General features: G+C 73.3%; 23 protein-coding genes. 10 read left to right on the top strand and 13 right to left on the bottom strand.

Translation table 11 applies throughout. The features are described from left to right. Positions 1-245 precede the first annotated feature (245 nt). Entirely contained in the window at positions 246-1,316 is a 1,071-nt protein-coding gene (locus QSK00_RS24855) for an LLM class flavin-dependent oxidoreductase (protein ID WP_285595191.1), read from the top strand. Here QSK00_RS24855 and QSK00_RS24850 read toward each other — a convergent pair. From QSK00_RS24850 to nthB, 3 genes are read right to left on the bottom strand one after another with little or no spacing between them, the layout of a single operon-like run. Then, positions 1,283-1,708, bottom strand: coding sequence for a nitrile hydratase accessory protein (locus tag QSK00_RS24850; RefSeq protein WP_285595190.1), 426 nt, complete (start codon positions 1,706-1,708; stop codon positions 1,283-1,285). The genes QSK00_RS24855 and QSK00_RS24850 overlap by 34 nt on opposite strands. Then, positions 1,705-2,298 carry a nitrile hydratase subunit alpha gene (gene nthA, locus QSK00_RS24845; protein ID WP_285595189.1) on the bottom strand — a complete coding sequence of 198 codons (594 nt, stop codon included), beginning with the start codon at positions 2,296-2,298 and terminating at the stop codon, positions 1,705-1,707. The genes QSK00_RS24850 and nthA overlap by 4 nt, the downstream gene beginning before the upstream one ends. Further along, positions 2,295-2,957, bottom strand: a complete 663-nt coding sequence (nthB, locus tag QSK00_RS24840; RefSeq protein WP_285595188.1) for a nitrile hydratase subunit beta — start codon at positions 2,955-2,957, stop codon at positions 2,295-2,297. Before nthB ends, nthA begins: the two co-directional genes overlap by 4 nt. A gap of 305 nt (positions 2,958-3,262) precedes the next feature. Between nthB and QSK00_RS24835 the strand changes: the two genes are divergently transcribed. From QSK00_RS24835 to QSK00_RS24825, 3 genes are all read left to right on the top strand, one after another. Further along, positions 3,263-3,745: an OsmC family protein gene (locus QSK00_RS24835; protein ID WP_285595187.1), complete on the top strand. Its 483-nt coding sequence runs from the start codon at positions 3,263-3,265 to the stop codon at positions 3,743-3,745. A gap of 125 nt (positions 3,746-3,870) precedes the next feature. After that, positions 3,871-5,385: an FAD-dependent oxidoreductase gene (locus QSK00_RS24830; protein ID WP_285595186.1), complete on the top strand. Its 1,515-nt coding sequence runs from the start codon at positions 3,871-3,873 to the stop codon at positions 5,383-5,385. Beyond that, entirely contained in the window at positions 5,382-5,726 is a 345-nt protein-coding gene (locus QSK00_RS24825) for a 4Fe-4S dicluster domain-containing protein (RefSeq protein WP_285595185.1), read from the top strand. The genes QSK00_RS24830 and QSK00_RS24825 overlap by 4 nt, the downstream gene beginning before the upstream one ends. A gap of 108 nt (positions 5,727-5,834) precedes the next feature. On the opposite strand, the gene QSK00_RS24820 is transcribed toward QSK00_RS24825, so the two are convergent. The 3 genes from QSK00_RS24820 to QSK00_RS24810 form a co-directional block, all read right to left on the bottom strand. Continuing rightward, positions 5,835-6,272, bottom strand: coding sequence for an SRPBCC family protein (locus QSK00_RS24820; RefSeq protein WP_285595184.1), 438 nt, complete (start codon positions 6,270-6,272; stop codon positions 5,835-5,837). A 157-nt stretch (positions 6,273-6,429) separates the two neighbouring features. Next, positions 6,430-8,370: a linalool dehydratase/isomerase domain-containing protein gene (locus tag QSK00_RS24815; protein WP_285595183.1), complete on the bottom strand. Its 1,941-nt coding sequence runs from the start codon at positions 8,368-8,370 to the stop codon at positions 6,430-6,432. Further along, positions 8,367-8,543: a hypothetical protein gene (locus QSK00_RS24810; protein WP_285595182.1), complete on the bottom strand. Its 177-nt coding sequence runs from the start codon at positions 8,541-8,543 to the stop codon at positions 8,367-8,369. Before QSK00_RS24810 ends, QSK00_RS24815 begins: the two co-directional genes overlap by 4 nt. Before the next feature lie 58 nt (positions 8,544-8,601). Here QSK00_RS24810 and QSK00_RS24805 point away from each other — a divergent pair, with 58 nt between their 5' ends. Next, entirely contained in the window at positions 8,602-9,216 is a 615-nt protein-coding gene (locus QSK00_RS24805) for a TetR/AcrR family transcriptional regulator (RefSeq protein ID WP_285595181.1), read from the top strand. Then, entirely contained in the window at positions 9,213-9,788 is a 576-nt protein-coding gene (locus QSK00_RS24800) for a DUF5134 domain-containing protein (protein WP_285595179.1), read from the top strand. The genes QSK00_RS24805 and QSK00_RS24800 overlap by 4 nt, the downstream gene beginning before the upstream one ends. A gap of 138 nt (positions 9,789-9,926) precedes the next feature. Here the strand turns inward: QSK00_RS24800 and QSK00_RS24795 are convergent, their stop codons facing one another. From QSK00_RS24795 to QSK00_RS24775, 5 genes are all read right to left on the bottom strand, one after another. Further along, the gene (locus QSK00_RS24795) at positions 9,927-10,808 is read right to left on the bottom strand and encodes an ABC transporter permease (protein WP_285595177.1); all 882 of its coding nucleotides are present in this window, start codon (positions 10,806-10,808) and stop codon (positions 9,927-9,929) included. Beyond that, a complete protein-coding gene (locus QSK00_RS24790) occupies positions 10,798-11,601 on the bottom strand; it encodes an ABC transporter ATP-binding protein (protein ID WP_285595176.1) in 804 nt (267 codons plus the stop codon). Before QSK00_RS24790 ends, QSK00_RS24795 begins: the two co-directional genes overlap by 11 nt. Positions 11,602-11,624: 23 nt before the next feature. Further along, on the bottom strand, positions 11,625-12,701 hold the full coding sequence (locus QSK00_RS24785; protein WP_285595173.1) for an ABC transporter substrate-binding protein: 1,077 nt from the start codon (positions 12,699-12,701) through the stop codon (positions 11,625-11,627). A 290-nt stretch (positions 12,702-12,991) separates the two neighbouring features. Further along, the gene (locus QSK00_RS24780) at positions 12,992-13,192 is read right to left on the bottom strand and encodes a hypothetical protein (RefSeq protein WP_285595172.1); all 201 of its coding nucleotides are present in this window, start codon (positions 13,190-13,192) and stop codon (positions 12,992-12,994) included. A 42-nt stretch (positions 13,193-13,234) separates the two neighbouring features. Beyond that, complete coding sequence (locus tag QSK00_RS24775) at positions 13,235-14,137, bottom strand: ABC transporter substrate-binding protein (RefSeq protein WP_285595171.1); 903 nt, start codon at positions 14,135-14,137, stop codon at positions 13,235-13,237. A 319-nt stretch (positions 14,138-14,456) separates the two neighbouring features. On the opposite strand from QSK00_RS24775, the gene QSK00_RS24770 reads away from it, so the two are divergent. After that, positions 14,457-15,362, top strand: coding sequence for an amino acid ABC transporter permease (locus QSK00_RS24770; RefSeq protein ID WP_285595168.1), 906 nt, complete (start codon positions 14,457-14,459; stop codon positions 15,360-15,362). After that, positions 15,359-16,093: an amino acid ABC transporter ATP-binding protein gene (locus QSK00_RS24765; RefSeq protein WP_285595166.1), complete on the top strand. Its 735-nt coding sequence runs from the start codon at positions 15,359-15,361 to the stop codon at positions 16,091-16,093. Before QSK00_RS24770 ends, QSK00_RS24765 begins: the two co-directional genes overlap by 4 nt. 420 nt (positions 16,094-16,513) lie before the next feature. On the opposite strand, the gene QSK00_RS24760 is transcribed toward QSK00_RS24765, so the two are convergent. Continuing rightward, positions 16,514-16,807, bottom strand: a complete 294-nt coding sequence (locus QSK00_RS24760; RefSeq protein WP_285595164.1) for a hypothetical protein — start codon at positions 16,805-16,807, stop codon at positions 16,514-16,516. A gap of 53 nt (positions 16,808-16,860) precedes the next feature. Here QSK00_RS24760 and QSK00_RS24755 point away from each other — a divergent pair, with 53 nt between their 5' ends. Together QSK00_RS24755 and QSK00_RS24750 are read left to right on the top strand one after the other, a co-directional pair. Then, positions 16,861-17,277, top strand: coding sequence for a PPOX class F420-dependent oxidoreductase (locus QSK00_RS24755; protein WP_285595162.1), 417 nt, complete (start codon positions 16,861-16,863; stop codon positions 17,275-17,277). A 38-nt stretch (positions 17,278-17,315) separates the two neighbouring features. Continuing rightward, positions 17,316-18,641, top strand: coding sequence for an MFS transporter (locus tag QSK00_RS24750; protein WP_285595160.1), 1,326 nt, complete (start codon positions 17,316-17,318; stop codon positions 18,639-18,641). 10 nt (positions 18,642-18,651) lie between these two features. On the opposite strand, the gene QSK00_RS24745 is transcribed toward QSK00_RS24750, so the two are convergent. Then, positions 18,652-19,314 carry a TetR/AcrR family transcriptional regulator gene (locus tag QSK00_RS24745; protein ID WP_285595159.1) on the bottom strand — a complete coding sequence of 221 codons (663 nt, stop codon included), beginning with the start codon at positions 19,312-19,314 and terminating at the stop codon, positions 18,652-18,654. Between the last annotated feature and the right edge of the window lies 1 nt (position 19,315).

Here is a 19,315-nt window from a genome sequence, read left to right as displayed (position 1 = left end):
GGGCCGGGCTTCGTCGTGCTGGTCGACGGTGGTCCGGGTTGCGGTCCGTCGCCCGCTTCCCGACGATCGGGGACATGCTCCTCACGCGTCGGCGCCACGTGGATCTCATGCGCCTCGACGCCGCGACCTGTCGGTAGACACCGTCGCCCCGTCCCGCCGTTCCCGAGGGGAGGTGGGCTCCGCCCATGTGAGCACTGACGGTCGCTGTGACGACCCTTTCTGCTCACCTGCGCGGAGCGCACACCATGAGCATCGTCCCGCACTGGTTCCTGCCGACCTCCGGTGACGCCCGCGGCATCGTCGCGCGCCGTCACGCCGACCGCGGCGACATCGGCGACGCCTCCCGCGGTGCCGACATCGACTACCTCGCCCAGGTCGCGCGGGCCGCCGAGCACCTCGGCTACGTCGGGGTCCTCACGCCCACCGGCTCGTTCTGCGAGGACGCCTGGATCACGACGGCGGCGCTGCTCCGCGAGACCCGCCGGCTGCGCTACCTCGTCGCGTTCCGGCCCGGGGTCATCTCCCCCACCCTCGCCGCCCAGCAGGCGTCGACCTACCAGCGCATCTCCGACGGCCGGCTCATGCTCAACATCGTCACCGGCGGTGACGCGGTCGAGCAGCAGCGCTTCGGCGACTGGGCCGACCACGACGCGCGGTACGCCCGCACCGACGAGTTCCTGACGGTGCTGCGGGGCGCGTGGGGCGCGGAGCCCTTCGACTTCGCCGGCGAGCAGTACCGCGTCGTCGGCGCGTCCACCTACGCGCCGCCCTCACCGACGCCGCCGATCTACTTCGGCGGGTCCTCCGACGCGGCGCTGCCCGTCGCCGCCCGCCACGCGGACGTGTACCTGACCTGGGGCGAGCCGCCCGCCGGGGTCGCGGAGAAGATCGGCCGGGTCCGCAAGCTCGCCGACGAGCTCGAGCGCCCCGTCCGGTTCGGGATCCGGCTGCACGTCATCACCCGGGACACCGCCGAGCAGGCGTGGGGCGAGGCCCGCCGGATGCTCGACTCCCTCGACCCGGCCGCCATCGAGCGGGCGCAGGCCGCGCTGCGGACCAGCCAGTCGGTCGGCCAGCAACGGATGCTCGCCCTGCACGGCGGGTCCACCGACTCACTCGAGATCAGCCCCAACCTGTGGGCCGGGATCGGCCTGGTCCGCGGTGGCGCGGGCACGGCACTCGTCGGGAGCCACGAGCAGGTCGCCGAGCGGATCGCGGAGTACCACGCCCTCGGCATCGACGAGTTCGTGATGTCCGGCTATCCGCACCTCGAGGAGGCCTATCAGTTCGGGGAGGGCGTGCTCCCGTTGCTGTGACCGTGACCGTGGCCCCCGTGTCCGTGGCCGTGATCCCCGTGGTCGTGCCCCGCGGGCCGCCCGGCGAGGTCGGCCGAGCGCTCGTCGACGGTCACGGCGTCCAGGGCCCCCGTTGCCACGACGCGGTCCTCGAGGGCCGCGAGCCAGCAGCGGTAGTAGCGGAAGGGCTCGTCGTCGGGATGGTCGGCCTCCCACGCGGCGATCCGGGCGACGAGGTCGTCGCGGAACTCGTCCCAGGTGAACAGGCCCGTGTCGGCCAGGGTCACCGCCATCGCGAAGGCGCGGCTCTCCCAGGGCTCGGCGAAGACCAGTTCGCCGTTCGAGCGGGGCGGAGCGCCCGGGCCCTCGACATCGAGGGCGGGCCCGGCCGGGCGGTCCGGGCACGCGCTCACGGCGCGGCCACCTCCGCGACGCCGACCATGGCGTCGCGGGTGACGAGGGCCGCGAGCGCCTCGGCGTCGAGCCCGTCGGTCCCGGCGGGCCGCCGGGGCAGGACGAGGTAGCGGACCTCGGCGCTCGAGTCCCAGACCTGGATCTCCCGGCCCTCGGGGACCTCCAGGCCCATCTCCCGCAGCGTCCGGCGCGGGGTGCGCACCATCCCCGCCCGGTAGGCCGGGTCCTTGTACCAGCTCGGGGGCAGCCCCAGCACCGGCCACGGGTAGCAGGAGCACAGGGTGCAGACCACCACGTGGTGGACGTCCTCGGTCTGCTCGAGCACCACCATGTGCTCGCCCTGCGGTCCCCCGTACCCGAGGTCCTTGATCGCCGCCGTGCCGTCGCGCAGCAACCAGGCGCGGTACTCCGCGTCGGTCCAGGCCCGTGCGACCACCCGGGCCCCGTTGAGCGGGCCGACGTCGCGCTCGTAGGTGCTGATGAACGTGTCCATCACCGTCGGGTCGACCAGCTCGCGCTCGACGAGGAGCTGTTCGAGCGCCTCGGTGCGCAGGGCCGGGGACAGGCGGTCGGAAGGGGCGTCGGTCACCGCGTCTCCAGGTAGCTCTCGAACACCTCGGCGTGCAGGGTGAACGGCTCGGCGTCGGGGCCCCACAGCTCGGTGGAGGGGAACGCGACGGTGTAGACGTGCTGGGGGTTCTCCCCTGCGAACACGGCGTGGGTGTCGGGCAGGACGTGCGGGGGGCGGACCGCCGCGACGGTGCCGGTCCGTCGTCGGAGGTAGCGCGGCAGCTTGGTGGGGCCCTCGGGATGCAGGTCCTTGGTCCGCACCACGTCGCCGACCGCGAACGCGGGGTCCTGGTCGACCTCACGCAGGGAGCCCGGAGCGGAAGCCCTGTAGTCGGGCCGGGTCGGCTCGGGGAACGCCGGCTCCTCGACGTCCTCCCCACGGTTGCGGCGGGCCCGGGCGTCGACGGCGCCGGGGGCCAGGATCGTGCTGTCGGTGAGCATGAGCTCGGCGGCGTTCAGCCAGCGGCCGTAGTACCCGTCGACGAGGTAGTCGACCGGGTGGAGGCGGCCGAGGGCGTGCCGGAACGCGTCGAGGTTCCGCCCCGAGATGCGGCCCATGGTGAGGACCGTCAGCGCGAAGCTGCGGCCCTCCCACGGCTCGGGGAAGGGCGGCTCGTCGGTGGGGACCTGGGCGGGCCCCCAGCCCTGCGTGCCGCCCATGTCGGCGATCGAGTCCATGCGGGTCCTCTCCACGGGCCGCGACGTGCTCGGAGGGGCTCGGCGTCGAGCCTCCCGGGTTGGCGTCCACGGCCGTACGGGGTTCAATGATCCTATGGGCCGGAACCTCGTGCGTCGTCTGCACGTCGATCTGTGCCGCGTGCCGGCGATGGGCTGTCGCCCCGCCCGCCCGCTCGTCTGAGCGATCCCGCTCACCCGCGCCGAACTGGTCGCCCTGCGCTGCGCGGACGACGAGCGCCCCCGCACGTCCCGGTCGCGCACCTCCGCGCACCGGTCCCACGCCTGAGCACCAGGAGAGATCGAGCATGGCCATCAAGCCCAAGGAGACCGTCGTCCCGTTCCCCGTCCACGCGGAGGGCACCGGCGTCTACCAGACCCTCACCGCCGGCGGCGAGGGCGGCCACGTCTTCCACACCGACGCCTACCCGGCCTTCGGCGGCAAGGACTCGGCCCCGAGCCCGCTGTTCTACCTGCTCGGCGCCCTGACCTCCTGCAACCAGGTGACCGGCAGCATCGTCGCCAAGGACCTCGGCATCACGGTCACCAAGTGGACCTTCGACATCGTCGGTGACCTCGACACCGCGGTCTTCGTGGGCGGCGCCGAGGGCAACGCCAACTTCGACCGGGTCGAGGTGCGGGCGACGGTCGAGACCGACGCCACCGAGGAGCAGTTCGAGAAGTTCGTCTCGGAGGTCGCCCGCCGCTGCCCCGTGACGCAGATGTTCACGCGCAGCGGGCTCGAGTTCGACAACCAGTGGACCCGCGTCGCCGCGACCGCCACGGTCTGACCCCCGTACCCCACGAACGGGCCGTTCGTCACGGTCGATCGTGACGGACGGCCCGTTCCTGCGTCGGGGGGAGCGTGCTCCCGGCCTCCCGTAGCGTCCGGAGCGACCGTCGTGAGGAGATGCCCGTGCTCGAGCTCGAGACCGACGTGCTGGTCGCCGGCGGTGGCCCCGCCGGCACGTGGGCCGCGCTCCGCGCCGCGGACGCCGGCGCCGACGTGGTGCTGGTCGACAAGGGCTGGTGCGGGGCGAGCGGCGCGACGGCCGCGTCCGGCACCAGCGTCTGGTACGTCGAGCCCGACGCGGACGCCCGCGAGACGGCGATGGCCGCCCGCGAGGGTCTGGGCGGCTACCTCTCGGACCGCGGCTGGATGGCCCGCGTGCTCGACGAGACCTACGCGGGCGTCAACGAGCTGGCCGACCGCGGCCGCTACCCCTTCCCCCGCGACGACGAGGGCCGCGAGATCCGCCGCGGGGTCCAGGGCCCGGAGTACATGCGCCGGATGCGGACGCTCGTCCGCCGCGCGGGCGTGCGCATCCTCGACCACTCCCCCCTCACAAGGCTGCTGACGACGGTCGACGGCGTCGTCGCGGGTGCTGCGGGCACCCGCCGCCAGGTTGGGGTGGACTACCGCGTGCGGGCCGGCGCGGTGGTCCTCGCGACCGGCGGCTGCGCGTTCGGCAGCGGGGCGCTGGGCTGCGACGTCGACACCGGCGACGGCGCGCTGGCGGCGGCCGAGGTCGGCGCGCACCTCTCGGGCATGGAGTTCTCCAACGCCTACGCGATCGCCCCGGCGCACAGCTCCGTCACCAAGACCGCCTACTACAGCTACGCGAGCTTCTACCGCGCCGACGGCACGATCCTGGAGGGCGCGGGCAGCACCCGCGGCCGGTCGGTCATCGCCCGGACGCTGCTCGACGAGCCGGTGCTCTGCCGCCTCGACCACGCCGGACCGACCGAGCAGACCGCCATGCGCCGCGGGCAGCCGAACTTCTTCCTGCCCTTCGACCGCGCCGGCATCGACCCGTTCCGCGACCTCTTCGAGATCACCCTGATCGCCGAGGGCACGGTGCGCGGCACCGGCGGCATCGCGCTCGCGGCGCCGGACTGCGCCACCGGCGTCCCCGGCCTCTACGCCGCGGGCGACGCGGCGAGTCGCGAGAACATCTGCGGCGGCTTCACCGGCGGCGGCAGCCACAACGCCGCCTGGGCGCTGTCCTCGGGCAGCTGGGCCGGGCGCGCCGCGGCCGCGCACGCGCTCGCCGGAGGGAGGCCCTACCCGACGACCGGTGCAGGTCCCGTCCCGTCCGGGCCGACTCCCGTCCGGGACGTGGTCTCGGCGGTCCAGGCCGAAGTCCTGCCCTATGACATCAACCTGATCCGCCACGGCGACCGGCTCGGCCCCGCGCTGGAACGGCTCGACGGGGTGTGGGACACGGTGCGCGAGGGTCTCGACGGCGGGTCGTGGCGAGCTCGCGAGGCCGCTGCGATGACGGCGGTCGCGCGGTGGATGTACACGGCGGCGCTCGCCCGCGAGGAGTCCCGCGGGATGCACAAGCGCGAGGACCGTCCGGGCAGCGACCCGGCCTGGCAGCGCCGCATCGCGGTCGGCGGGCTCGACGAGGTCTGGGTGGCCGCGTGATCGAACTGCTCTCCACCGACCGCTGCATCGGCTGCGACCGCTGCGTCGACGTCTGCCCCACCGACGTCTTCGACCGCGTGCCCGGCACCGTCCCCGTCATCGCACGGCAGGGCGACTGCCAGACCTGCTTCCTCTGCGAGGCCTGGTGCCCGGTGGACGCGTTGTGGGTCGCGGCCGAGCGCACGCCGCTGGCCGCGCCGCCGGCCGAGGACGACGTGGCACTGGGCAGCTACCGCGCCGCTCTCGGCTGGGGGCAGGGCCGGACGCCGGGCGCACGGATCGCCATCGGTCCGCCGCTGATCCACGAGCCGGGCGACCCGCCCGGGCCGCCGCTCGTGTGACCCGCCGTCGTCAAGCCGCACGATCCTGTCCGGCGGAGCGACGTGCTCGCTCAGCGACCACTTCGCTCCGCACCGCCGGATCGTGCGGTTCGGAAGGGAGCGTGGCCGTCAGGCCAGCTTCTCGCGCAGCTCCTTGATGCCGGTGCCGAAGACGCCGTCGGCGAAGGTCGTGTTCAGCTCCTCCTCCTGGGACGCGTCGGCGTCGTACTCGGCCCACCACTCGACGAAGGTCTCGCCGGTGTCGGTGATCGGGCTGACGCGCACCGTGGAGAGGTAGCGGCGGACCCCGAACGGGTTCGCGCCGGTGAACGTGTAGGTGAAGGTCCGGACGGTGTCGTCGAGGGTGATGAGCTTCTCGTCGAAGGGGTCTCCACCCGCCGCCATGGTCAGTCGGCGCACCGCCCCGACCTGCCCGTCGACGCCCTCGACGAGCTCGCTGTGGCTCAGGGCCGGGTGCCACGAGGGCAGGTCGTTGAAGGCCCGCAACTGGGCCCAGACCTGCTCGGCCGGGGCGGCGATGACTCCACTGGCGTACGGACGCGGCACGGCGGTTCCTCCTGGGGTGGACGGATCTCCACGCTATAGCGCGTGTGACCCGGCCCACCAGGCGGACGCGGCCGATCCTGTCGCGGGGCGCCGCCGTCCCCCGCCCACCCTGTCGCTGTGAATCACCGCGACAAGGTGGGGGGAGAGCACGACAGGGTCAGTGCAGCCGCACCTCGTGGCGATCGCCGAGGTCGACCTCGAGCAGCGCGTGGCCGTGCTCGTCGGCTGTGACGGTGTCGGTGGCCGTCCCGAGGCTCGTGTAGGTGCGGCCGGGGACGAGGCGGTCGACGCCGAGCACCGTGCGCACCGGTCCGTCGCCGGGCCGCAGCACGAGGTCGAGGGCGTGTCCGTCGGTGACGGCGCGGGCGACGAGCACGTCGGGGTAGGCGGCCTCCGCGAGGCGCGGGCCTTGCCGCCAGGTGGTGGGGACGGCGCCGTGGCCGAAAAGGTCCCGCAGCCCCGAGCGCCGGCCGAAGCGGCCGAGGATCCCGTAGAAGTTGACCAGCGGCGAGGAGTCCGCGTAGCGCCGCGCGCCGTGGCGCTCCTCGACGGGCTCGCGCTCCGCGAGCGCTGCCGCAGCCGCCACGGCCGCGTCCTCGTCGCCGACCTCGCGCCCGGCCATCGTGATGCCGATGAGCCCGAGCGTGTCGCGGCCGAGGGTGTAGTTGCCGGGGTCGAGCCGGGAGACCAGACGCGCCGGCAGCGCGGGGTGGCCGCCGTCGGTCGTCAGCTCCCGCTCGCGCAGCAGCCACCACGTGCGCTGGGCGAGGTCGGGGAAGCCCGCGTGCAACCAGAACGCGGTGTTGAGCTGCACCGCGGCGCCCGCCCAGAAGTTCCACGACAGCCCGAGGTGACGGGCCCGCACGCCCACGATCCGGCCGTCGGGGCGCAGGAACTCGTGCTCGTAGGAGTGATGCAGGCGGTCGCGGACGTCGGCGAAGTACCGGGTGCCGTGCACCGCGTCGTGCGCGAGCAGCGTGTTGATCCCGAACGTGTTGCAGACCGTGTAGATCCAGTTCGGCTCGCACGGGATCAGCGCGTAGTCCGAGTCGGTCATGCTGCGGTGGATCTGACCGGCGAGGGCGTGGAAGTCGTGCGCGTAGGCCTCGTCGTCCGACCAGCGGTAGGTCAGCGCCCCCGGCCGGGAGTAGCGGTCGTCGTTGAGCACCGAGTACGCGCCGACCATGGTGCCGTGCCAGCCCGAGAGCATGATGTTCTCGTCGGTGTCGAGCGGGTCGCGGTTGGTCGAGAGGTTGCCCCAGAGATTCTCGGCGGCCCAGTAGCCCCACACCTTGCGCTGCAGGACCTTCTCGATCGCGTTCCGCTGGGCCTCCGCGACGTAGCCGGAGAAGGCGGGGGTGCGGGTGAACTGCGACATCGCGACCCCGTTGCACAGCGCCGTGAGCTGGTAGCGGATCGCCGCCTCGCGGTACTGGTCGAGGATTGTGAACCCGTCGAAGCGGTCGATGGGTTGGAGCGCCATGTCGAGGGCGTAGCGCAGGTGCGCGAGGTCGTCCGGGGTGCTCTCCGCGACGGGCAGGTCGCTCGCGAGCCGCGGCGGTCCGCTGATGACGAAGTCGACGTCGGCCAGCTCGGCGTTGACCCGCGTGCGGGTGCGCCGGTGCGCGACGTGCCGGACGCGGTGCACCACGTACGCCAGGAGGAGGAGCCCCGCGGCGATGGCGGGCACGCCCACGCGGGCGCCCCCGACAACGTCCGTGGGGTCGACCGCGAGGACCGCCAGCCCCGCGCTCACCACCCACACCAGCGGCGGCAGCACCACCGGTCCGGCGAACCACCAGACGACGAGCGCGAGCAGGAAGACCGCGAGCGTGAGCACCGTGAACGTCACGGAGCCGGCGAACGCGAACCCGCCGCCCGGGATCACGAGCCCCAGCCCGAACGCCGTCGGACCCGCCCCGGCACCCAGCCAGCCCGGCAGCGATCCGAGCAGCCAGACCGCCGCGTACACGGCCACGGCGCGACGCATCCGCCGGGCGGTGACCGGTCCGAAGGCGGCGACGTCGGGCAGCGGGACGCGGACGCGTCGGGCGAACCGGTCCGCCGCGGGCTCCGGCCTGGTCTCCGTGGTGCTCATCCCGCCCCGACCTCCTCGCGCGTGGGGGCGGCCCGTCGCGCAGGTGGCGCGAAGTCGACCTGCTGCGGCGCGCGCCCGGGGAACATCCGGAACCACTGCTTCCGGACGAAGGCGATGAGCAGCCCTGCCGCCACGCAGCACGCCACCGCGACCACCTCCGCGATCTGAGACAACAGCGTTCCAGTTGGCGACATCGAACATCTGGAACGCGCGCGTGTCAAACTCGACGCCATGACCGAGTCCCGGCGCTACGGCGGCCGCAGCAGCGAGGAGCGCCGGCGCACGCGGGACCGGCAGCTGCGGGAGGCGTGCCTCGACGTCGTCGCCGAGCACGGCGTCACCGCCCTGACCGCGGCCCAGGTCTGTGCCCGCGCCGGGCTGAGCAAGCGGTACTTCTACGAGAGTTTCACCGACCGCGACGCGCTGCTGGTCGCCGTGCTCGAGGATTTCTTCCGGCAGGTCAACCGGGCGGTCGTCGCGGCGCTGCTCGACGCCGGGCCGACCCGGGCCGACCGGTCCCGCGCGACGATCGGCGCCCTCACCGACCTCCTCGCCTCCGACGCCCGCCTGGCCCGCCTCTACGTCGAGGCCGCCGATCACCAGCCGCTGCGCCGGTCCCGCAGCCGCGCCTACCACCGCTACGCCGGGTTCTGGCTGCACGTCGTCCACCGCCATCCCGCGCCCGGGCCGGCCGACCGCCTCGCCGCGCTGCACTTCATCGCCGGGACCACCGACGTGCTGTGCTCCTGGCTGACCGGTGAGCTCGACCTGGACCGCCGCGCCGTGATCGAGGAGCTCGCCGACCTCGGTGCCCGCGCCGTCCCCGCCGCGGCGGCCACGACGTGACCGGGTCCCCGGTGCTCGACGGGCTGCTCCTCGCCGCCCTGCTCGTGGCGGTGGTCGTCGGTGGCGCCGGCCTGCTCCGCGGTCGCCCCGTCGACCGCTACCTGAGCAGCCGCAGCGCCGAGACCGGCCACCTCGTCATGAACCTCGTCATGGCCGCCATGCTCACGCCGTGGTGGGCCGGCGCGGTCCGCACGGCGGGCCTCGTCGTGCTCGGAGCCCTCGCCGTCGGGTTCACGGCGCTGCTGGTCCGGGGCGGGCCGGCGCGGCCGGCGCACCTGTTCCACCTGGTCGCCGCCGGGGCGATGATCTTCGCGGTACTCGCGACGGACCACCACGGGATGACCATGGACATGTCGACGGCCGCGCCCGTGTGGCGGAGCACCGTCGCCTGGGTGCTCGCCGCGCTGTTCGCCCTCGACGCGGTCGCGACGACGGGCGTGGTCGCCGTCGCGCCGCGAGCCGCTCTCGCGGGAACCGCGAGCAGTTCCAGGGTCCGCGCCCTGCGGGCGGCGGGTCTCCCGCACGTCGTGATGGACCTCGGCATGGTGACCATGCTCGTCATGGCCGCCTGACCCGACGTCAGGAGCGGAAGGTGAGCAGCGCGGCGACGAGGCCGGCGCGGACGGGCCCGGGGTGCCGTCAGCGACAGAGCGCGCTGTCCACCCGCCCGTGGTCCACGTGCCGCCGCCGGGTCAGGCGGGGCGTGTTCCTCACGGCCCCGTCCCGAGACCGCGGGCCCGCAGGACCCGCACCTCGGCCGGCCGGAAGAACAGCAGCTCGACGCCGATCCCGACGATGAGGATCAGCAGGATCGCCGCCATCACCGAGGGCATGTCGGACAGCGACTGCCCCTCGTTGAGGTAGGCGCCGAGGCCGAAGCCGAGGCTGGGCGAGGTCGCGATGATCTCCGCCGCCATGAGGGAGCGCCAGGAGAAGGCCCAGCCCTGCTTGAGGCCGCCGAGGAAGCCCGGCAGGGCCGCCGGGAGCATGATCAGGCGCGCCGACTGGGAGCGCGAGGCTCCCATCGCGAACCCGACCCGGGGCAGCAGCGGCGGCACCTGGTCGATGCCGGACACCAGCCCGTTCGCGATCGAGGGGACGGCGCCCATGAGCACGACGAAGTAGATGGTGGCGTCGGTCAGCCCGAACCACAGCACCGCGGCCGGGACCCACGCCACCGACGGCAGGCTCTGCAGCCCGGTGAGGATCGGCCCGATCGCCGAGCGCACGATCGGCACCGTGGCCACGAGCAGCCCGAGCGGCGTCGCCACCACCACGGCCAGCAGGAAACCGAGGATCGCCCGGCTGATCGAGGTCCAGATGATGTCCAGCGCGCGGCCCTCGGCGAAGTCCTGGCCGATCGTGCCGAACACCGCCTCGGGCGAGGGCAGCTTGAACTCGGGCCAGATCGCCGACGCCCACAGGATCTGCCAGACGACGACGAAGAGCACCACCGCGACGATCGGCGGCACCACCCCGGTGAGGAACCGCTTCCACAGCGGGACGCGCTGCTCGGTGGGCGTGTCGAGCGCGTCGAGCCCGCGCCCGACGTCGACCGCGTCGTCGACCGTCGCCGTGCTGTCAGCGGCCATGGGCGGAGATCACCTCGCGCAGCTCGCCGGTGATGTCGCCGTGCAGCTCCTCGGCGTCGTCGGCGCCGGCGGTGGCCCACTCGCGGACGACGCGCCCGGGCCGCGACGACAGCAGCACCACGCGCTCGGCGAGCCGGACCGACTCCCGCACGTCGTGGGTCACGAACAGCACCGTGGTGCCGGTCGCCTCCCAGACGCGCAGCAGCTCGGCCTGCAGCACGTCGCGGGTGATGGCGTCGAGCGCGCCGAACGGCTCGTCCATCAGCAGGACGCCCGCCTCCTCGCGACTCTTCCCCTCCCCGCCCAGACCGGTCGCGGCGGCCAGGGCCCGGGCCAGGGCCACGCGCTGTCGCATGCCGCCGGAGAGCTCGTGCGGACGCTTCTCCGCCTGGCCCTCCAGCCGCACGAGGGCGAGCAGCTCCTTCGCCCGCTCCCGCCGCTGCGCCCGGCCGATCCCGGCGAGGCGCAGCGGCAGCTCGACGTTGCGCCCGGCGTCGAGCCACGGCAGCAGGGCCGCCTCCTGGAACATCACGGCCGGTCGCGCCGCGGTGGTCTCGACGGTGCCGCTGGTCGGCCGGTCGAGCCCCGCGACGAGGTTGAGCAACGTCGACTTGCCGCAGCCCGACGCACCGAGGAGGCAGACGAACTCCCCGGGCGCGACGGCGAGGTCGACCCCGTCGAGGGCGACGACGGCGTCCCGCCCCGTCCCGAAGACCTTGGAGACGCCGCGGACGTCCAGGGCGGGCGGCCCCGTGCGCGGCTCCGGGCCGGAGCGCTCGAGCGTGGCGGTCATGGTGGGAGTCCCTTCCTGGGGAACTACTTGGTGTCGAGGCCGGCCGGGTCGACGGTCGGTCGTCCGGCGGCCTGCAGCGCCTCGTTGAGCGGGCCGAGGGCGAAGAGCCCCTTGACGTCGGTGGCGGACTGCGCCGTCCCGGCCGCCACCGCGTTCTGCGCGAGGGTCGGGAACGTCGAGGCGAGCGGGTCGGGGTTCAGCGAGACCTCGCTCCACGCGCGGTCGAGCACGTTCTGCGCGAGCGGCTTGCTGCCCGCCGCCGACAGACCGGCGTTGGCGGCCGCCTTCGCGGCGTTCGGGTCGGTCTGGGCCAGGTTCTCGGCAGTGACGAGGCCCTTGAGGAACGCCGAGACGGTGGCCGGGTGCTGCTGCACGTAGTCGGTGCGGGCGATGACGACGGTGGTCGGGAACTGCCCGTTCGGCCACAGCGTCTTCTCGTCGAGCAGCGGCGTGGCGCCGCCCTCGAGCACGAACCGCGACGCGAACGGCTCCGGCAGCCACCCGCCGTCGAGCTGGCCGGTCTTGTAGGCGTCGAGCGCGCGGGCGTTGTCGATGTTGACGACCTCGACGGCCCCCGGGCCGGTGCCCTGCGGCAGGTTGTTGTCCTTCAGCCACTTCTTCAGCGCGATGTCCTGCGTGTTCGCGAGCTGCGGCGTGGCGATCTTCTTCCCGAGCAGCTGCTGCGGGCTGGTGATGCCCGGACGCACGACCAGCTGGGCACCGCCCGAGGTCGCGCCCGAGATGATGCGCACGCCCTCGGGGTTCTGCTTGTAGGCGTTGATCGCGGGGCCCGAGCCGATGAACCCGATGTCGATCGAGTTGCCGAAGAGCGCGCTCGTCTCCTCCGGGCCGGCGTTGAAGGTCTGCGTCGACAGCGTGGTCTGGCCGAGCTGCTGGGCGAACAGGCCGTTCTGCACCCCGATCAGCGCGCCGGCGTGGGTGATGTTGGGGAAGTAGCCCAAACGCAGCTCGGGGGCGGGCCCGGCGTCCGCGGCCGGGGTGCTCGAGGACTCCTGGGCGCGGGAGCAGCCGGCCAGGACGAGCGCTGCGACGACGAGGGCGATGACGGCAGGCAGGGTGCGCCGACGATGGCGGATCACGGGTGGTGGTTCTCCTGAGGAGGCCCCGCACTGCGGCGGCGGGGTCGGACGGCGGCGGTCAGGCGCGCGCACCCGCGTTCGAGCCGCCGTCCGATCCGGACGGCAGGTCCCGCGGGTGGGTCAGGAGACCGGACAGGCGCAGCTGAAGACGCGGCCGAAGTCCACGTGACGACGGGCCACCAGGCGCACGTCGGCCGCGGAGGTCATGGGCGGTAAGCCTGCCATGACCCGTCCGTGGGGGCCACCGACGTGATGCGGGCGACCCCGACGGACCAGCGCCACCGGAGAGGTCACTCGGCGAACGCGGTGCGGTGGCGCTGGAGCTCGCCGCGCAGCAGGGCGAGCGAGCCCGCGACCTCGGCCGCGATGCGCTCGGCCTCGATCTCCCAGCGCCCGGCGCCGGCGTCGACCGCCGAGACCTCGCGCTGGACGACGGCGTCGAGATGGGTGAGGAACGTGGCGACGGCGGCGCCACGGGGGGTGAAGGACACAGGTGTCTCCTGGGTACGAGGGGGGCGAGGCGTGGGAGGCGGTCAGGCCGGTTCGGGCGGGTCGACCTGGGAGGCACGCAGCGCGGACGGCGAGGTGCCCCACTTGGCGAGGATCCGGGCGTAGGTGCCGTCGGCCATGAGCCTCGTGACGGCGGCCTGCACGGCCGGGATCAGCGGGGAGTCCTTCGCGAGGGCGAACCCGACGTCGAGCCGGCGGTACTCGTTCACGAACCGCAGTCGCGGCTGCTGGGACACGAGGTAGCGCAGGCCGTTGATCGTGCTCATCGTGACGTCGGCGCGCCGCTGCGCGAGCGCGAGACCCGTCGTCGCGCCGTCGGGGTAGCTGCGGACCTCGATGGCCGGTCGTCCCGCCTGGCTACATCGCGGCTGCGCCTTGGCGAGGGTGGACTCGAAGGTCGAGCCCGTCAGCACCGAGACGGTGCGGCCGCAGAGCTGGACGAGGTCGGTGATCGGCGGCTGCGGGTCGTCCGCGCGCACGGCGAAGCCCTGGCCGTCGTTGACGTAGGTGACGAAGCTGACCTGCTTCTTGCGGGCCTCGGTGACCGCGAAGTTGCCGGTGCCGACGTCGAACTTCCCGCTGGTCAGGCCGGGGACGATGCCGTCGAAGGTCGACTCGGTGCGTTGCACCCGCAGGCCCAGCGTGCGGGCGACGGCCTCGGTCATGTCGATGTCCTGACCCGTCGTGGTGACCCCGTCCGCGAGGTGGAACGCCGTGGGCGGGGCGGACACGCTCGCGCCGACCGTGAGGACGCCCTCCTGGGCGACCGTGCCCGGCAGGAGCGCCCGTGCCGCCGGATCCACGGCGACCGCCGAGGTCACGTCCTCGCGCGGGACGCCGGCGTCGGCGTCGTCGAGCGGGGAGGCGCAGCCGACCAGCAGGGCGCCGAGGAGGGTGAGCACGGCGAGCAGCACGGCACGGGGCATGAGGGGGTCCTGTCGGAAGTGCCGCAGGAGGACCCGACGCAGCGGTGCGACGAGGGGTGGGTCCGGTGCGGCCGTGGCTGGGCGGGAGCTCAGCGACAGGCGGCGGACCAGCAGCGGCAGAGGTCGACGTGCTCACGCGAGACGAGCGTGACGCCGGCTGCCATGAACCAGACGGAACCACCCGGACCCGGCACGGTCAAGCCGGGTGTGACGGCCCGCGCGCGACTCGACGCGACGCGTACCCCCGACGTACGGTCGTGTCCGTCTGCGTTGAGGGACGCTGGCGTTCCCGTGAATCCCCGTGTACCGGAGTGATCCGATGACGTCCCTCGTCGCGCCCGAAGCCCCTCCGTCGTCTCCCCCACGTACCGTCGGTGCCCGCCACGTCGGGCGCTGGGTGTGGGCCGCCGTCGTGCTCGTCCTCGTCGTCTGGGCGCTGCGCTCGGTCGCCCTCAACCCCGCCTTCGGCTGGGGCACCGTCACGCAGTACCTGTTCACGACGGCGGTGCTGCGCGGCCTCGCGACGACGCTGCTGCTGACCGTCGCGACGACGGTCGTCGGTTTCCTGCTGGGCATCGGGCTCGCGGCGATGCGGCTGTCGGGCAACCCCGTGCTGTCGTCGGTGAGCTGGGGCTACGTGTGGTTGTTCCGCTCGACGCCGCTGCTCGTGCAGCTGCTGTTCTGGTACAACGTCGGCGCCCTCTACCCGCGGCTCGGGCTGGGGATCCCGTTCGGGCCGACGTTCTTCTCGGTCGACTCGGTGAACCTGGTCAGCGTGCTGGTCGCGGCCCTGCTCGGGCTGATCCTGCACGAGGCGGCGTACGCCGCGGAGATCGTGCGCGGCGGCATCCTGTCGGTCGACGCGGGCCAGTCCGAGGCGGCGGTGTCGCTCGGCATGACCCGCGCCCGCGTGCTGCGCCGGATCGTGCTCCCGCAGGCGATGCGCTCGATCATCCCGGCGACCGGGAACATGGTGATCGGGACGCTCAAGGGCACCTCGATCGTCTCGGTGATCGCCGTGACGGACCTGTTGTACTCGGTCCAGACGATCTACAACCGCACCTACGAGATCATCCCGCTCCTGCTCGTCGCGACGGTCTGGTACGTGATCCTGACGTCGGTCCTGTCCGTCGGGCAGTACTACGTGGAGCGGTACTACGCGCGCGGGGCGGAGCGGACGCTGCCGCCCACGCCCCTGCAGCGACTGCGGAGGTCGTTCCGATGAGCCTGCTGGAGATCCGGGGCCTCACGAAGGCGTTCAACGGCGTGACGGTGCTCGACGGGGTCGATCTCGACGTCGACGCCGGGTCGGTGACCGTGCTCGTCGGCCCCAGCGGCTCGGGCAAGTCGACCCTGCTGCGCTGCATCAACCACCTCGAGACGCCCGACGCCGGGACCATCTCCGTCGACGACTCGCTGATCGCCTACCGCCGGGACGGGGACGTGCTGCGCGAACTGCCGGAGCGCACGATCGCCGCGCAGCGCCGCCGCATCGGGATGGTGTTCCAGCAGTTCCAGCTCTTCGGGCACATGACGGCGCTCGGCAACGTGATCGAGGCGCCGGTCGGCGTGCTCGGAGTGCCGCGGCACGAGGCCGTCGAGCGCGGTCGCGCCCTGCTGGCCCGCGTCGGTCTCGAGGGGCGGGAGGACGCCTACCCGCGCCAGCTCTCCGGCGGCCAGCAGCAGCGGGTGGCGATCGCCCGGGCGCTCGCCATGGAGCCGACGCTCATGCTCTTCGACGAGCCGACCTCCGCGCTCGACCCGGCCCTGGTCGGCGAGGTCCTCGAGGTCCTGCGCGACCTGGCCGCGGGCGGCACGACGATGGTCGTGGTCACCCACGAGATCGCGTTCGCCCGCGAGGTGGCCGACACGGTCGTCGTGCTCGGCGACGGCCGCATCGTCCGCTCCGGGCCACCCTCCGAGGTTCTCGACGACGGGTCGGTGCGGGTGGCGTAGCTCGGGGTGTGCGTCCCGCACACACGTCGCTCGGCTCGGGGTTCGACCCCGGAGACCCCTGCGCGTGCCGCACACAGGAAGGGCCGCCCGGCGATCGACTTCGGCCACCCCTGCGCGTGCCGCACACATCTCGACCGGCCTGCCGCCCGGCGGACCTCGCCACGGCCGTGTCGCTTCGCCCTGTCGCGGTTTCTCAGCATCCGCCGTCGCTCTTGTCGCAGTGATTCACAACGACAAGGTCAGCGGCCCCGTGAAGGAACCCGCGACAGGGCGAGGGACCTGGGGGCGGGTCGGCGCGGGTGGCGTCGGCGGCGTCTCTCGTGTCCGCACCGCAACGCGCCGCCGGAAGTACCTCGACCCCGCAAGGCGGCGGCCTTAGGCGCGACGCAACGTCAGCGCTCGTCCGACACCGATCCGACGTCAGGAAGCCGTCACGAGGTCCAGCGCGTCGCCGTAGGCCTTGATCGCCGCCACCCGGGCCCGGACCACCCGCTCCCCCGTGTCGGTCAGCCGGAACCGGCGGCCGGCGATCCGGCGGACGAGCCGGTTGCGTTCCAGGCGGTGCAGGGAGGTCCACAGCTGCCGTACCGAGGGGCGGGGCGTGCGGCGGGCCGTGCGGGCGAGGTGGTCCAGGAGTTCCTCGCCGGTGCGCGCCGTCGAGCCGAGGCCGGCCAGGACGAGCGTGTCGACGCGCTCGCGGTCCATCGTGCTCATGACCCGGAGGTCTGCCCGATCCGGACGCGCCGCACGCGTGCCACGATCGGGGCATGGCCGACCACCGCGCCCTCCTCACCACCAGCCGCCTCGGGGTCCTCGCGACGCTGAAGCGCGACGGGCTCCCCCAACTCTCTCCCGTCACCCCGTTCTACGACCCCGACACCGGCACGCTGCAGGTCTCGATGACCGAGGGACGCGCGAAGACGGCGAACCTGCGCCGGGACCCGCGCGCGGCGGTCGAGGTGACCTCCGCCGACGGCCGTGCGTGGGCGACCGCGGAGGGCCCCGTGACCCTCGTCGGGCCCGGTACCGACCCGCACGGCCCCGAGGTCGAGGCGCTCGTCGCCTACTACCGCGCCGCCGCCGGGGAGCACCCGGACTGGGACGAGTACCGCGCCACCATGGTCGCCGACCGGCGCGTGCTGATGACGATGACGGTCGCGAAGGTCTACGGCGAGAGCATCTGACCCTGCGCGCAGCTCACGCAGGGTTCACGCTCGGGGTCGTGAGCGTGCGCACCGACCCGACCACACCCGCCGTCGGGAAGCCGTCCCGGCGGGCCGTGCTGGCGAGCGGGATCGGCAACTTCGTCGAACAGTACGACTTCGGGGTCTACGGCTACCTCGCGCCGATCCTCGCGCCGCTGTTCTTCCCCGGCGAGAACCCGGTCGCCGGGCTCCTCGCGACGTACGGCATCTACGCGATCTCGTTCGTGATGCGGCCGCTCGGCGGAGCGCTGTTCGGGATGATCGGCGACCGGCTCGGCCGCCGGGCGATGCTCGCGCTGACGGTGCTGCTCATCGGCCTGTTCACCGGGCTGATCGGGGCCCTGCCGACGTACGCGGCCGCGGGGATCGCGGCGCCGGTCCTGCTGCTGGTCCTGCGGATGCTGCAGGGGCTCGCGGCCGGCGGGGAGTACTCGGGGGCCGTCGGCTTCATGGTCGAGCACGCGCCGCGGCACCGCCGCGGGTTCTTCGCGAGCTTCGCGTCCCTCGGGGTCTACCTCGGGCTGCTCTCGGGGGCGGCGATGGCGACGCTGCTCACCGCGACCCTGACCCACGAGCAGCTGACGACGTGGGGCTGGCGGCTGCCGTTCCTCGTCGCGATCCCGCTCTGCGCGCTGGGGCTGGTGCTGCGGCTCGCCGTCGAGGAGAGCCCGGAGTTCGAACGGTTCCGGCGGGAGCAGGGCGCGGTCGAGGCGACCCCGGTCCGCACGACGCTGCGCACGCAGTGGCGCGCGATCCTGCTCTACGTCGGGATGACGATCGGCGGGTCGGTCTCCTCCTACAGCGTCATCACCTACCTGCCGCAGCACCTCATCAACGACGTCGGGCTCGACTCCGACGCCGCCTTCGCCACGAGCGTGATCGCGATGGGCGTCCTGCTCGTGACGCTGCCGTTCACCGGGCTGCTGGTCGACGTCGTGGGGCGCAAGCCGGTGCACCTGACGGCGGCGGTGATCTACGTGGTGCTTCCCGCCATCGCGTACTCGATCGCCGACGACGGGACGTTTGGCAGTGCCCTGACCGCGCAGCTGCTCTTCATGGTCCCGGTGTCGCTGAACTCGGCAGTGGTCACGGTGCTGATCCCGGAGCTCTTCCCGACGAGGGTCCGCGCCACCGCGAGCGGGATCGGGTTCAACCTCTCCTACGGGCTGTTCGGCGGCACCGCGCCGCTGGTGGGCACGGCGCTCGTGGCGGCGACGGGGACGGTCCTCTCCGTCGCCGCCTACGCGAGCGCCGCCGCCCTGATCAGCCTGCTGGTGTGCGTGTTCTGCTACCGCGAGACGCGCGACGTCGACCTCGCGACGGCGGCCGTGCCCGCGCCGTGAGCGCGAGGGGTCAGGTCCGTCCCGTGAGCAGCCCACCCAGCACGGTGTCGGCGTAGGCAGCGCCGATCTCGGCGGCGGGAACGGTGGAGGTCTCCGGGTCGAACCACCGGTTGGACCACGCGAGCATCCCGAGGATCCCGTAGGCGATCACCCACGGCTGCGTCGTCGCGTGGAAGCTGCCGTCGGCCAGCCCGTCCTCCACGATCGCGACGAGGACGTTCTCGTAGCGCTTGTTGTAGCGCGCCATCGTGCGGCCCCACTGCGACCTCGGTGCCAGCGCGCCGAGGTCCTCCTGGATGTAGAGGTACAGGTAGGGGTAGTTGTCGGCGTAGGACACCATCAGCTCGGTGACCAGCGTCCGCAGCTTCTCCGGAGGTGTCCCGTCGGCCGCGAGGATCTCCTCCGCCCGCAGGCAGTTGCGCTCCACCGCGTCACCGACGGCCGTGTGGAAGAGCTCCTCCTTGCCGCCGACGTAGTAGTAGATCGTCGCGCGGTCCATCCCCACGGCCTCGGCGATGTCGCCGATCTTCGTGCCGCGGAACCCGTGCCGCTTGAAGACGTCGCCGGCTGCGCGCACGATCGCGGCGCGGCGCTCCCGATAGGCCGCACCGCCCTCGTCGAGCGCCGCGGCCCGTCGTCGGGAAATGGCACTCGGCTCGTCACGTGCCGCCATC

Origin of the sequence: Actinomycetospora sp. NBRC 106378 (genome assembly GCF_030269685.1) — a bacterium.
GTDB lineage: Bacteria > Actinomycetota > Actinomycetes > Mycobacteriales > Pseudonocardiaceae > Actinomycetospora.
This window is presented reverse-complemented; position numbering and strand designations above follow the sequence as displayed.